Consider the following 13,243-nt stretch of genomic DNA (forward strand, 5'->3'; position numbering starts at 1 on the left):
CCCCAGCCGCGCCGCGCTCCCCTTGATGTCGCGCCTTACTTCAGGACGAGCGACGACCACTGCTGGATCCACGGGTCACGCTTCTCGGCGATCTTCTCGGGTGCCATGGTCTCGGGCTCGTCGACCACCACGCCGTGCTTCGTGAACAGCTCCGGCAGCGCCGCGTCCTTCGCGACCGGGTTCACGAACATCTGCAGCGGCATGTCCTCCTGGAACTTCCGGGAGATCAGGAAGTCGATCAGTGCCTTGCCGCCCTCGGGGTTCTTCGCCCCGTTCAGGAGGCCGGCGAACTCCGTCTGCCGGAAGCAGGTGCCGGTGGAGACGCCGGTGGGCGCCACCTTCGGCTGCGGCTCGCCGTACAGCACCTCGACGGGCGGGCTGGAGGCGTAGGACACGACGAGCGGCCGGTCGCCCTTGGCCTGCTTGCCGCCGGCCGAGCCGGAGAACTCCTGGTTGTAGGCGAGCTCCCAGCTGTCGACGGTCTTCACGCCGTTGGCCTTGAGCTTCTTCCAGTAGTCCTGCCAGCCCTCGTCGCCGTACTCGGCGGCGGTGCCGAGGAGGAAGCCGAGACCCGGCGAGGACCGCTCCGGGTTCTCGACGACGAGCAGGTCCTTGTACGCCGGCTTCGCCAGGTCGTCGAAGGTCACCGGCGGCGCCAGCTTCTTGTCGGCGAAGTACTTCTTGTCGTAGTTGACGCAGATGTCGCCGGAGTCGATCGGGGTGACCCGGTGCTCCTCGTCCAGCCGGTACGCGGCCGGGACCCGGTCCAGGCCCTTCGCCTCGTACGGGACGAAGATGCCGTTGTCGAGGGCGCGGGACAGCAGCGTGTTGTCGACGCCGAAGAAGACGTCACCCTGCGGGGATCCCTTGGTGAGGATCTCCTTGTTGACGGCCTCGCCCGCGTCGCCGCTCTTGAGGACCTTGACCGTGAAGCCGGTCTGCTTCGTGAACTCGGCCAGCACCTCCTTGGAGGCGTTGAACGAGTCGTGGCTCACCAGCGTCACGGTCTTCGGCGCGGGCCCGCCGGTCTTCCCGGCAGCGCCCTCGCCGCCGTCGGTGCCGCAGGCGGCGAGGGTGGTGACGCCCAGCGCCGCGACGAGCGCGGCGGCGGCCATCTTCTTGGTGCTCACTGAGATTTCCTCCTGGGTGTGACCAGGAAGAGACGCGGCCCTGCCCGCGTCCGGCGGAACCGGGCGCGGGCAGGGCGCAACAGCTTGAGTTACGACCGAACTTCCTACCCAGAATGACCTGGGCAAGGTTCAGAGGGTCTGCGGTCTACGGTTACCGCACTCTCAGCGCTGTGGCGCTCCCCTGTCGGAATATGGAGATGTGTTCGAGCTCAGACTACAAGGTCAGCGCTCGGCCGCGGCCAGCTGTCCACAGGCACCGTCGATCTCCTGGCCCCGGGTGTCCCGCACGGTCACCGGCACGCCGTGACGGGCGATCGCCTCGACGAAGGCCTTCTCGTCCTCGGGACGCGACGCCGTCCACTTCGAACCGGGCGTCGGGTTCAGCGGGATCAGGTTGACGTGGACCCGCTTGCCCTTGAGGAGCCGGCCGAGCAGGTCGCCCCGCCAGGCCTGGTCGTTGATGTCCCGGATGAGCGCGTACTCGATGGAGATCCGGCGGCCCGACTTCTCCGCGTACTCCCAGGCCGCGTCGAGGACCTCCCGCACCTTCCAGCGCGTGTTCACGGGCACCAGGGTGTCGCGCAGCTCGTCGTCCGGCGCGTGCAGCGAGACCGCGAGCCGGCACTTGAAGCCCTCGTCGGCGAAGCGCAGCATCGCCGGCACGAGGCCGACGGTGGAGACGGTGATCCCGCGCTGCGACAGCCCGAGGCCGTCCGGCTCCGGGTCGGTCAGCCGCCGGATGGCGCCGACGACCCGCTTGTAGTTGGCGAGCGGCTCGCCCATGCCCATGAAGACGATGTTGGACAGCCGCGCCGGTCCCCCGGGCACCTCGCCGTCCCGCAGCGACCGCATCCCGTCCACGATCTGGTGCACGATCTCGGCGGTCGACAGGTTCCGGTCGAGGCCCGCCTGCCCGGTCGCGCAGAACGGGCAGTTCATCCCGCAGCCGGCCTGCGAGGAGATGCACATCGTCACCCGGTCGGGGTAGCGCATGAGCACCGACTCGACGAGCGTCCCGTCGTGCAGCCGCCACAGGGTCTTGCGGGTGGTGTCGTCGTCGCACGAGATGTGCCGCACCACCGACATCAGGTCGGGCAGCAGCTCCCCGGCCAGCTTCTCCCGCGACGCGGCCGGGATGTCGGTCCACTCGGCGGGATCGTGCGCGTACCGCGCGAAGTAGTGCGTGGACAGCTGCTTGGCGCGGAACGGCTTCTCGCCGATCGCGGCGACGGCCTCCTTCCGCTCGGCGGGCGAAAGGTCGGCCAGGTGCCGCGGCGGCTTCTTGGCTCCGCGGGGGGCGACGAAAGTGAGTTCTCCGGGCTTGGGCATGGTGATACCAGTGTCGCAGACGAATTCCGGTGACCAGGGGCCCGAGGCCGCGCGGGCGTCGTCCGGGGGACGCCGCGCACCGTCCGTGCCGCCCGGGGACGGCCCGGAGACGGCCGGGGCGAGGTTCGTCACCCAGGCGCCGAGGTGCCCGCTTGGACCACCCAGGTCGACCACCCAGGCCGACCACCGAGGTCGAGGCACAGGTCGTGATCGGTACGGGCATCGGCGCGGACCGGCCGGCGTCCCCGCTCCGCGCACCACCTGCCCGGACACCGCACGGGCAGGTCCACACGCGTCGCGCCGTCCCGCAGCCCGGTTCCGGGAGGGCGACGGCCCCCGGAACCGACGCGAAGGGCCCCCGCCCGCACCTGAGGTGCGGGCGGGGGCCCTTCGCGTACGCCTTCGCGTCAGGTCGTCCCGACGAACAGCGCGAGGAGCAGCCAGACCACCGGTGCCGTCGGCAGCAGGGAGTCCAGCCGGTCCATGATGCCGCCGTGGCCCGGAAGCAGCGTGCCCATGTCCTTGATGCCGAGGTCGCGCTTGATCATCGACTCGCCCAGGTCGCCGAGGGTCGCGCTCGCGGCCACCGCGAGGCCGAGGATCAGGCCCTGCCACCAGACACCGTCGTCGATCATGAACTCCATGCACAGCGCGCCCGCCGCCATCGCGAACGCCACCGCCCCGGCCAGACCCTCCCGGGTCTTCCCGGGACTGATCCGCGGGGCCAGCTTGTGCTTGCCGAAGCGCCAGCCGATCGCGTACGCCCCGGTGTCGCTGACGACGGTCAGGATCAGGAACGTCAGCACCCGCTGCGGGCCGTCGTCCGCGGTCAGCAGCAGCGCCACGAAGGTCGCCAGGAACGGCACGTAGAACGCGGCGAAGACGCCTGCCGTGACGTCCTTCAGATACCCCTCGGGGGGCTCCGTCATCCGCCACACGAGGACGGCGAGCGCGGTCAGCGCCATCGCCACCCAGGCACCCTCGGCGCCCCGGACGTAGCCGGCGACGACCATCGCCGCGCCGCCGACCGCGAGCGGCACCAGCGGGGCCTTGATCTCCTTGCGCTCCTGGAGGCGGGAGGTCAGCTCCCAGAGCCCGACCACCACGGCGACCGCTATCACCCCGATGAACGCCGGCTTCCAGATGAACAGCGACGCGATGATGACGGCGCCGAGACCGACTCCGACCCCTATGGCCGCGCCCAGGTCACGCCCCGCGCTCTTCTTCTGCCGTGGCGCCGTCGGCGCGGGCGGCGGAGGCGGGGTGGGGCTGGGCATGGGCTCCTGCGGGTGCTCGTGCGGCGTCTCGTCACGGAACAGGGGACCGCTCGGGTGAGCGGCCCCCCGGCCGTGACCGTCCTGGAATCCGCCGGCGGGAACGTCGGGCACGATGGGCATGGGCCGAGTCTGCGCCGCCTGATGCCGATCGTATGCGGGACCCGCCGGGGCAGGCCCCTGGTCGGGTCCCCCACGGCCAAAACCGGCCGGGGCCCCCCAGGAAGAGTCGTTCATCAGACCTCGAGCAGCTCGGCTTCCTTGTGCTTGAGCAGCTCGTCCACCTGCGCGACGTACTTCGCGGTGGTGTCGTCGAGCTCCTTCTCCGCGCGGCGGCCCTCGTCCTCGCCGACCTCGCCGTCCTTGACGAACTTGTCGATGGTCTCCTTGGCCTTGCGGCGCACCGAGCGGATCGAGATCTTCGAGTCCTCGGCCTTGCCCTTGGCTACCTTGATGTACTCGCGGCGGCGCTCCTCGGTCAGCTCCGGGAACACCACACGGATGATGTTGCCGTCGTTGCTCGGGTTGACGCCGAGGTCCGAGTCACGGATGGCCTGCTCGATGTTGCGCAGCGCGCTCTTGTCGAACGGGGTCACCACGGCCATCCGGGGCTCCGGCACGGAGAAGGAGGCCAGCTGGTTGATGGGGGTGATGGCGCCGTAGTAGTCGGCCACGATCTTGTTGAACATCGCCGGGTGCGCACGGCCGGTGCGGATCGCGGCGAAGTCCTCCTTGGCGACCACGACGGCCTTCTCCATCTTCTCCTCGGCCTCGAGGAGGGTCTCTTCGATCACCACATGCTCCTGCGTGTCGTCGCGTTGTGTCCTGCACGGTGGGTACGACCGGCAGGGCTCTGTCCATCCCCTCGCGGGGCGGTTCCCGGTTCGGGTGTCAGGCCCGGGTGCCCTGGTCGCTCACGAGCGTGCCGATCTTCTCACCCTTCACCGCGCGAGCGATATTGCCCGCGGTGAGCAGTTCGAAGACGAGGATCGGGAGGTTGTTGTCCCGGCACAGGGTGATGGCGGTGGCGTCGGCGACCTTGAGGTCGCGGGAGAGCACCTCGCCGTACTCGAGGGCGTCGAACTTGACCGCGTCGGGGTTGGCCTTCGGGTCGGAGTCGTAGACGCCGTCCACGCCGTTCTTGCCCATGAGCAGGGCCTCGGCGTCGATCTCCAGGGCACGCTGAGCGGCGGTGGTGTCCGTGGAGAAGTACGGCATGCCCATGCCCGCACCGAAGATGACCACACGGCCCTTCTCCAGGTGGCGCACGGCGCGCAGCGGGATGTACGGCTCGGCGACCTGGCCCATGGTGATGGCGGTCTGGACGCGCGAGTCGATGCCTTCCTTCTCCAGGAAGTCCTGGAGGGCGAGGCAGTTCATCACGGTGCCGAGCATGCCCATGTAGTCGGAGCGGGCCCGGTCCATGCCGCGCTGCTGGAGCTCGGCGCCACGGAAGAAGTTGCCGCCGCCGATCACCACCGCGATCTCCGCGCCGTCGCGGACGACCGCCGCGATCTCACGGGCGATGGCGTGCACGACGTTGGGGTCGACACCCAGGCCGGTGCCGCCGGAGAAGGCTTCTCCGGACAGCTTCAGCATGAAGCGGCCGGCCTTGTTGCCGTTGTTGTCGTCGCCCTGTACGGCGTGCTGGTTCATGGAGATCTCCTCGTGCACATACGAAGGAGGCCATTGCCCTGGGTCCTCGCGGGTATCCCGTACGGCAATGGCCTCCTCGTCAGATCTGCGGTCGTCCTGCGCGTGCGCGGACGACTGCCTCAGACCCTACCGGGGTCCGGTGTCCGTCGCGTTCGCGTACGGACTCAGATGCCGACCTTGATGCGGGTGAAGCGCTTCAGGGTGACACCGGCCTCGTCCAGGATCTGCTGGACGGACTTCTTGTTGTCAAGGGCGTACGGCTGACCGAGCAGCGTCGCGTCCTTGAAGAAGCCGTTCACGCGACCCTCGACGATCTTCGGGAGCGCGGCCTCGGGCTTGCCTTCGGCGCGGGTGGTCTCCTCGGCGACGCGACGCTCGGTCTCGACGACCTCGGCCGGGACGTCCTCACGGGTGAGGTACTTCGGCGCGAAGGCGGCGATGTGCTGGGCGACACCCTTGGCGACGGCGGCGTCGGCCTTGTCGAACTCGACGAGGACACCGATCTGCGGCGGGAGGTCCGGCATCGTGCGGTGCATGTACGAGAAGACGAAGCCGTCCGAGTACTGCGCGAAGCGGTCCAGGACGATCTTCTCGCCGAGGTTGGCGTTGGCCTCGTCGACGAACGCCTGCACGGTCTTGCCGGCCTCGATCTCGGAGGCGAGCAGCGCCTCCAGGTCGGCCGGGGAGGTGGCGGCGACGTGGGCGGCAAGCTGGTCGGCGACGGCCTGGAACTTGTCACCCTTGGCGACGAAGTCCGTCTCGCACTTCAGCTCGACGAGGACACCGGAGGTGTTGTCGTCGGCGATGAGGGAGACCACGGCGCCGTTCTCGGCGGAGCGGCCCTCACGCTTGGCGACACCCTTCTGGCCCTTGATGCGCAGGGCCTCTACGGCCTTGTCGACATCGCCCTCGGCCTCGTCCAGGGCCTTCTTGCAGTCCATCATGCCGGCGCCGGTGAGCTCGCGGAGCTTCTTGACGTCAGCGGCGGTGTAGTTCGCCATGAGTCTGTTTCTCTCTCGAAGTCTGAAAGATCGGGCGGGTCCACGGGTGGACGGCGGGGGCTTCGTGGGCCCCCGCCGTCGTCACCCGAAGGTCCTGAAGGGTCAGGCCTGCTCGGCGTCCGCGGCCGGAGCCTCGGTGGCCTCGGCAGCGGCCTCGGCCGGAGCGGCCTCGGCGGCGGGCGCCTCGGCGGCGGGGGCCTCGGCGGCGGGGGCCTCGACGGTCTCGTCGGCCTTCTTCTCGCCCTCGAGCAGGTCGCGCTCCCACTCGGCGAGGGGCTCGCCGGCGGCCTTCTCGCCCGGCTTCGAGTCACCGGTCGCGGCACCGGAACGGGCGATGAGGCCCTCGGCGACGGCGTCGGCGATCACGCGGGTGAGCAGGGTGACGGAGCGGATCGCGTCGTCGTTGCCCGGGATCTTGTAGTCGACCTCGTCGGGGTCGCAGTTGGTGTCGAGGATCGCGACGACCGGGATCTTGAGCTTGCGCGCCTCGCCGACGGCGATGTGCTCCTTCTTGGTGTCCACGATCCAGACGGCGCTGGGCACCTTGGACATCTCGCGGATACCACCGAGGGTCTTCTCCAGCTTGGCCTTCTCGCGGGAGAGGACCAGGAGCTCCTTCTTGGTGAGACCCGAGGCGGCGACGTCCTCGAAGTCGATCTGCTCGAGCTCCTTGAGGCGCTGCAGACGCTTGTAGACGGTGGAGAAGTTGGTGAGCATGCCACCGAGCCAACGCTGGTTGACGTACGGCATGCCGACACGCGTCGCCTGCTCGGCGATGGCCTCCTGGGCCTGCTTCTTCGTACCGACGAACATGATGGAGCCGCCGTGCGCGACGGTCTCCTTGACGAACTCGAAGGCGCGGTCGATGTACGACAGCGACTGGAGCAGGTCGATGATGTAGATGCCGTTGCGCTCGGTGAAGATGAAGCGCTTCATCTTCGGGTTCCAGCGACGGGTCTGGTGACCGAAGTGGACGCCGCTCTCCAGCAGCTCCCGCATCGTGACGACGGCCATGGCCGTATCTCCTTGGGTTTCTCGGTTGTGTTCCTGACGCCCCGGCGCGCCATGCCCACGAGGGACCGAAAGGCGCTGCCACGTCCGGTGAGGGCAGTGGCGGGGCGTGCGAAGTCGACCCGGTGACCCGGGTCGCCATAGAAAGTGTACGGGACCCCGGGCGCGACGGGTGACGACCCTGTCCACAACCGACGGGTAGTCCACAGGAACCGTCACGGAACCGTCCGGAACGGTCAGCGGGAGAAGTCTTCTCTCATGTACCTCACCACACTGCTCCTCGTCGTCGGGCTGCTCTGGCCGGTGGGCCCGCCCTCGCCGGAGATCCTCCGCGGCTGGCTCCCGCCGGCCGGTCCGTACGCCGCCGGACACCGGGGCGTCGACCTCGCCACGGCGCCCGGCGCCCCGGTCCTCGCCCCGGCCGCGGGCACGATCACCTTCGCGGGGCCGGTCGGCGGTCGCGGGGTCGTCACCCTCACCCTGCCGCACACGGGCGGGCCGCCGCTCCGCACCACCTTCACGCCCGTCACCCCGCTGCTCCCGGCGGGCAGCACGGTCCGCGCGGGCACCCCGATCGCCCGGGTCGACGCCGGCACCCACTGCGCCCGGACGTGCCTGCACTGGGGGCTCCTGCGCGGCGACACGTACCTGAACCCGCTCCTCCTCCTGACCCGCCGGGCGCCCTCGCGGCTGCTGCCGCTCACGGGCGGGGAGGAGCGGCCGCCCGGAGACGGCGACGGGCCACCGCTCTCCGGCGGGGACAGCCGGGTCAGGCAGTAGCTCCGTCGACGCCGCCGTTGACGCCGCTGACGTCAATGACGTGGTTAGCGCGGTTGACGCCGTTGACGCCGTGCAGGGCCATCGAGACCGCCGCCTCGGCGATCTCGTCGGGGTTCTCGGCGGCACCGAGCTCGATGCGGCGGACGGCCGCGTCGACGACGCCCTGGAGGAGCATGGCGCCGAGGCGGGGCTGCGGCCGGCCGAGGGCCGCGAGGGCCTCGACGATCATGGCGACGAGTCCGCCGTGGGCCGCGCGGATCTTCTCGCGGGCGCCGTCGTCGAGCTCGCTCGCGGAGATGGCGACGACGGCCCGGTGACGCCGGTCCCCGACCAGCTCAAGCTGCTTGCGGACATAGGCCTCGACCTTGCCGCCGGGCGTCTCGGCACCGGCCATGGCGGCCTCGACCTCGGCGGCCCACACGGGGAAGTCGACGGCGCACAGCTCTTCGACGACGGCCGCGCGCGACCGGAAGTACTCGTACACCGACGAACGGGCCAGGCCCGTGCGCTCGGCGAGTGCGGGGAAGGTCAGCGCCTCCGTCCCGCCCTCGGACAGCAGGGATCGCGCGGCGTCCAGGAGGGCGCCGCGCTGCATCGTCCGGTGCTCGGCCACCGAGGCCGCTCGAATCCTGGGCACGGCTCCACTGTACGACCGGCCCCCGGCGCTCAGCGTCCGACGTCGGCCAGCTTGGCCCGGAGCTGCAGCACGGACTTGGTGTGGATCTGGCTGACCCGGCTCTCGGTGACACCGAGGACGTTGCCGATCTCGGCGAGGGTGAGGCCCTCGTAGTAGTAGAGCGTGACGACGGTCTTCTCCCGCTCGGGGAGCGTGTTGATGGCGCGGGCGAGCAGACGGCGCAGCTCGCGGCCCTCGGCGACCTCGACCGGGTTGTCCGCGGCCGTGTCCTCCAGGGTGTCCATCAGGGACAGCCGGTCGCCCCCCTCGCCGCCCACGTGCAGCAGCTCCTCCAGGGCCACCACGTTCGCCAGCGACAACTGGCTGAAAACCGCGTGCAGTTCCTCCAGGGTGATGTCCATCTCCGCAGCCACCTCGGTCTCCGAGGGGGTGCGCCGGAGCTGGGCCTCGAGGGTGGCGTAGGCGCGCTCGACGTTGCGCGCCTTCTGCCGGACGGAACGGGGGATCCAGTCCAGGGCCCGGAGTTCGTCGATCATCGCGCCGCGGATGCGGGTGATCGCGTACGTCTCGAACTTGATCGCCCGCTCGACGTCGAACTTCTCGATGGCGTCGATGAGGCCGAAGACCCCGGAGGAGACGAAGTCGGCCTGCTCCACGTTGGACGGCAGCCCCACGCTGACGCGTCCGGCAACGTACTTGACGAGCGGCGAGTAGTGGAGGATCAGCTGCTCCCGCAGCCGCTCGTCGCCCGTGTCCTTGTACGACCGCCACAGTTCGTCGAGCGAGGTCGGTGCGGGCGGTCGCACGGTGCCCCGGGCTGCTGGGGGCACCGCAGCGCGGTCAGACCCGGAGGTGTGCTGGGGCATGCGTTGCCTTGAGCCGTTCTGCCGTCGGTGTCGGTGTCGCTGTCCTGGTGGGAATTCTGGTGAGCGTAGCGTGAGTGCGCTGTCGCGGTGCGCGAACATCGGCGGATCGCGCCGCTCCGGGTGGACGCCGTCGGTCGCATCTTCGAACCCGGGCCGTGGCGCGTGTCGGCCCCTCGGGTGCGGCCGAGAGAACTCGATTGTTCATCGCCTCAACCCTTTCACCCGAATGCGCCAGGTCAAGCACCGCCTCGCCGCGCGTTCGACGGCCGGGTCCTCCTGTTCGTCAACTGCCAGCCCTCCCCGTGACGTTCGACGAAGCCGAGCGAGTGGAGTTCGTACAGCCTGGCGAGGGTCTCGTCGGGGGTGGTGCCGGCGCGGTCGGCGATGACGGTGGCGGGGGTGGGACCACCGGCGGGTACGGCTTCCAGGACGTGCGCCGCGGCGGGGGCCAGGAGGTCGCGGGGCAGCACGGGCCCGCGGCGGACGGGGGCGAGCTGCCCCATGTCCCCGACGAGTTCGACGATCTCGTCGGCGTCGGTGACGAGGATGGCGTCGCCGCGCAGCAGTTCGTGGACGCCCGCGGAGAGGGCGCTGGTGACGGGGCCGGGTACGCCCATGGTGTGACGGCCGAGCCGCGCGGCGGCGCGGGCGGTGACGAGCGAGCCGCTGCGGTGCTGGGCCTCGACGACGACGGTCCCCCGGGTGAGGGCGGCGATGACGCGGTTGCGGAGGATGAAGCGGCCGGGGGTGGGATGGCTTTCGGGCGGCAGCTCCCCGATGACGAGTCCCTGTTCCGCCACGCGGCGGATGAGCCCGTCGTGGCCCCGTGGATAGGAGGAGTCGACGCCGCAGGCGAGGACGGCGACGGTGGCCCCGCCCGCGGCGAGGGCACCGCGGTGGGCCGCGCCGTCGATGCCGTAGGCCGCTCCGGAGACGACGACCCAGCCGTGCCGGGCGAGACCGGTGGCCAGCTCGGCGGCGGTGTGGGCGCCGTAGGGGGTGCAGGCGCGGGCGCCGACGAGCGCGACGGAGCGCAGGGCCCAGGTGCGCAGGTCGGCGGGGCCCCTGACCCAGAGGCCGAGGGGCCGGGCGTCCCCGAGGTCGTCGAGCTGCCGGGGCCATTCGATGTCGCCGGGGATGAGGAAGCGGCCGCCGAGGCGGTGGACGGTGTCGAGGTCCCGGGCGGGCTCGGCGGCCTCGGCGCGCCGCCGCCAGCCGTCGACCCGTTGCGCGCCGGTCCCGGGGAACGGTCCGTCTCCCGCGGCGTCGCCCGTGACCTCACGCGGTGCTCCGCCGAGCACGTCGCCCGCGGGTGCGCCGGGGCGGAGGAGGCGGTCCAGGAAGCCGGTGGCGCCGTGGCGGCGGATCCATCGGCCGGCGTGCTCGTCGCCGGGTTCGACGGCCCGGGTGAGGGCGGCGCGCGCCAGTCGCTCGTCCGCGGCGGCGTCCGGGGAGGGGGTGGCGTCCGGGGAGGGGGTGGCGTCCGGGGAGGGGGTGGCGGTCATGCGTACTCCCCCGCTCGGACCGGCACGCCGCGGGTGATGCCGGTGCGCAGTTCGAGGGCGAGCGCGATGTCCTGCCCGTCGGGCCGGTCGTGCCCGGCGAGATCGGCGACGCTCCAGGCGACGCGGAGGACCCGGTCGAGACCTCGGGCGGTGAGGAGTCCGCGCTCGATGTCCCGCTCGGCGCAGGCCAGGGCGCCGGGCGCGGCGAGGTATCGCGTACGGAGCTCGTGTCCGGGGATCTCGCCGTTGGCGTTCCAGGGGGTGTCCGCGAGGCGGGCCGCGGCGCGGGCCCTGGCCTCGCGGACCCGTTCGGCGACGGTGGCGGTCGTCTCGCCCGGGCCGCCCTGGCCGAGGAGGTCGGCGCGGGTGACGGGTTCGACCTCGACGCGCAGGTCGACACGGTCGAGCAGGGGTCCGGAGAGGCGTGCCTGGTAGCGCCGGATGAGCGCGGAGGGGCATTCGCAGCCGGCGCCCTGCAGCGTGTGCCGTCCGCAGGGGCAGGGGTTGGCGGCGAGGGCCAGGAGGAAGCGGGCGGGGAGGCGGACGACCCCGGCGGCGCGGGCGATGACCACGTGCCCCGATTCGAGCGGCTGGCGCAGCGCGTCGAGGACCTTGCCGGAGAACTCGGGGGCCTCGTCGAGGAAGAGCACTCCGCGGTGGGCGAGGGAGACGGCGCCCGGCCTGGGCAGGCCGTTGCCGCCGCCGACGAGGGACTGGGTGGTGGCCGAGTGGTGGGGCGCGCAGTAGGGGGCCCGGCGGACGAGCGGCTCTCCCGGCGGGAGGATGCCGGCGACCGAGTGGACGGCGGTGACCTCCAGGGACTCCTGCCGGGTGAGGGGCGGGAGGATGCCGGGCAGCCGTTCGGCCAGCATGGTCTTCCCGGCGCCCGGTGGGCCGGAGAGCATGAGGTGGTGGCCGCCGGCGGCGGCGATCTCCAGGGCGCGGCGGGCCCGGTGCTGGCCGGCGACGTCGGCGAGGTCGGGACCGACGGCGGGGTCGGCGGCGAGTCCGGTGCCGAGGCCGGCGCCGGGGACGAGCAGGCCGGCGAGCATGGCGTCCGGCCGGCCTTCCTCGGTGGTCTCCTCCTCGGGCACGGGCTCGTCGGTGAGGACGGCGATCAGCTGGCGCAGGCTGCGGACGCCGAGGACGGAGACGCCGGGGACGAGCGCGGCCTCGCCCGCGGTGCGCTCGGGGACGACGACCTGTTTGTAGCCGGCGTCGGCGGCGGCGAGGACGGCGGGCAGGACGCCGCGGACGGGCCGGACGCGTCCGTCGAGTCCGAGTTCGCCGATGAGGACCAGGTCGGCGATGGCGCGCGGGTCGATGCGCTCGGCGGCCCCGAGCACCGCGGCGGCGACGGCGAGGTCGAACCCGCTTCCGCCTTTGGGGACGGAGGCCGGGCTGAGTCCGACGGTGAGCTTCTTCTGGGGCCATTCGGCGCCGGAGTTGACGACGGCGGCGCGGACGCGGTCCCGGCTCTCGCTGAGGCTCTTGTCGGGGAGGCCGACGAGGGTGAAGGCGGCGACGCCGGGTTCGAGGTCGGCCTGGACCTCGACGACGACGCCTTCGACGCCGACGAGGGCGACGGAGCAGGTGCGGGCGAATCCCATCACGCCACCCCCTGGGCGTGGGTGAGGACGGGGCCGCCGCGCTGGGGCAGGACGATGCCGACCAGGTCGATGCGGACGCCGCCGGCGGGTGCGGGGGTGCCGCTGCGGTCGAGCCAGCAGGCGGCGAGCCGGCGGAGCCGCTCGGCCTTGCCGGGCGTGACGGCCGCCATCGGGTGCTCGTACGCCCCATGGCGGCGGGTCTTCACCTCGCAGATGACGAGGGTGTCGCCGTCACGGGCGACGATGTCGATCTCGCCGGTGCGGCCGCAGCGCCAGTTGCGGGCGAGGATCTGCATGCCGGTCGCGGTGAGCCGACGCGTCGCCAGCTCTTCTCCGTACCGTCCGAGGGCTTGGGTCTTGTTCATGCGGTACCACCTCCGTCACCGACTGTGACGGAGCGCGGAGGGCCGCGTGCGGCGCTGTGGACGGCCGGGAGGCTGTGGA

The 13,243-nt window shown here is 71.6% G+C and carries 13 protein-coding genes; 1 reads left to right on the forward strand and 12 read right to left on the reverse strand.

Translation table 11 applies throughout. The features are described 5' to 3' along the window. Nucleotides 1-35: 35 nt before the first annotated feature. The 7 genes from AC067A_RS22965 to rpsB all read right to left on the reverse strand — a co-directional run bounded on the left by AC067A_RS22965 (nucleotide 36) and on the right by rpsB (nucleotide 7,404). Nucleotides 36-1,115, reverse strand: a complete 1,080-nt coding sequence (locus AC067A_RS22965; RefSeq protein ID WP_479244459.1) for a thiamine ABC transporter substrate-binding protein — start codon at nucleotides 1,113-1,115, stop codon at nucleotides 36-38. A gap of 237 nt (nucleotides 1,116-1,352) precedes the next feature. Then, a complete protein-coding gene (gene rlmN, locus AC067A_RS22970) occupies nucleotides 1,353-2,459 on the reverse strand; it encodes a dual-specificity RNA methyltransferase RlmN (RefSeq protein WP_033204794.1) in 1,107 nt (368 codons plus the stop codon). Between the two features lie 407 nt (nucleotides 2,460-2,866). Then, complete coding sequence (locus AC067A_RS22975) at nucleotides 2,867-3,970, reverse strand: phosphatidate cytidylyltransferase (protein ID WP_479244353.1); 1,104 nt, start codon at nucleotides 3,968-3,970, stop codon at nucleotides 2,867-2,869. Further along, nucleotides 3,970-4,527, reverse strand: a complete 558-nt coding sequence (gene frr, locus AC067A_RS22980; protein ID WP_030690629.1) for a ribosome recycling factor — start codon at nucleotides 4,525-4,527, stop codon at nucleotides 3,970-3,972. The genes AC067A_RS22975 and frr overlap by 1 nt, the downstream gene beginning before the upstream one ends. 97 nt (nucleotides 4,528-4,624) lie before the next feature. Continuing rightward, nucleotides 4,625-5,389 (reverse strand): UMP kinase, encoded by a 765-nt coding sequence (gene pyrH / locus AC067A_RS22985; RefSeq protein ID WP_479244354.1) that lies wholly within the window; start codon nucleotides 5,387-5,389, stop codon nucleotides 4,625-4,627. Nucleotides 5,390-5,553: 164 nt separating this feature from the next. Then, complete coding sequence (tsf, locus tag AC067A_RS22990; RefSeq protein WP_479244355.1) at nucleotides 5,554-6,390, reverse strand: translation elongation factor Ts; 837 nt, start codon at nucleotides 6,388-6,390, stop codon at nucleotides 5,554-5,556. A gap of 102 nt (nucleotides 6,391-6,492) precedes the next feature. Beyond that, nucleotides 6,493-7,404 carry a 30S ribosomal protein S2 gene (gene rpsB / locus AC067A_RS22995; protein WP_479244356.1) on the reverse strand — a complete coding sequence of 304 codons (912 nt, stop codon included), beginning with the start codon at nucleotides 7,402-7,404 and terminating at the stop codon, nucleotides 6,493-6,495. 255 nt (nucleotides 7,405-7,659) lie between these two features. Here rpsB and AC067A_RS23000 point away from each other — a divergent pair, with 255 nt between their 5' ends. Beyond that, nucleotides 7,660-8,181 carry a murein hydrolase activator EnvC family protein gene (locus AC067A_RS23000; protein WP_479244357.1) on the forward strand — a complete coding sequence of 174 codons (522 nt, stop codon included), beginning with the start codon at nucleotides 7,660-7,662 and terminating at the stop codon, nucleotides 8,179-8,181. Here AC067A_RS23000 and AC067A_RS23005 read toward each other — a convergent pair. The 5 genes from AC067A_RS23005 to AC067A_RS23025 all read right to left on the reverse strand — a co-directional run bounded on the left by AC067A_RS23005 (nucleotide 8,171) and on the right by AC067A_RS23025 (nucleotide 13,164). Continuing rightward, nucleotides 8,171-8,776, reverse strand: a complete 606-nt coding sequence (locus AC067A_RS23005) for a TetR/AcrR family transcriptional regulator (RefSeq protein ID WP_479244460.1) — start codon at nucleotides 8,774-8,776, stop codon at nucleotides 8,171-8,173. The genes AC067A_RS23000 and AC067A_RS23005 overlap by 11 nt on opposite strands. 71 nt (nucleotides 8,777-8,847) lie before the next feature. Next, on the reverse strand, nucleotides 8,848-9,684 hold the full coding sequence (whiG, locus tag AC067A_RS23010) for an RNA polymerase sigma factor WhiG (protein ID WP_479244358.1): 837 nt from the start codon (nucleotides 9,682-9,684) through the stop codon (nucleotides 8,848-8,850). A 236-nt stretch (nucleotides 9,685-9,920) separates the two neighbouring features. After that, a complete protein-coding gene (dprA, locus tag AC067A_RS23015) occupies nucleotides 9,921-11,189 on the reverse strand; it encodes a DNA-processing protein DprA (protein WP_479244359.1) in 1,269 nt (422 codons plus the stop codon). Next, nucleotides 11,186-12,799: a YifB family Mg chelatase-like AAA ATPase gene (locus AC067A_RS23020; RefSeq protein ID WP_479244360.1), complete on the reverse strand. Its 1,614-nt coding sequence runs from the start codon at nucleotides 12,797-12,799 to the stop codon at nucleotides 11,186-11,188. Before AC067A_RS23020 ends, dprA begins: the two co-directional genes overlap by 4 nt. Then, nucleotides 12,799-13,164: a YraN family protein gene (locus AC067A_RS23025; protein WP_479244361.1), complete on the reverse strand. Its 366-nt coding sequence runs from the start codon at nucleotides 13,162-13,164 to the stop codon at nucleotides 12,799-12,801. Before AC067A_RS23025 ends, AC067A_RS23020 begins: the two co-directional genes overlap by 1 nt. Between the last annotated feature and the right edge of the window lie 79 nt (nucleotides 13,165-13,243).

This window comes from Streptomyces sp. NPDC043176 (assembly GCF_056436715.1).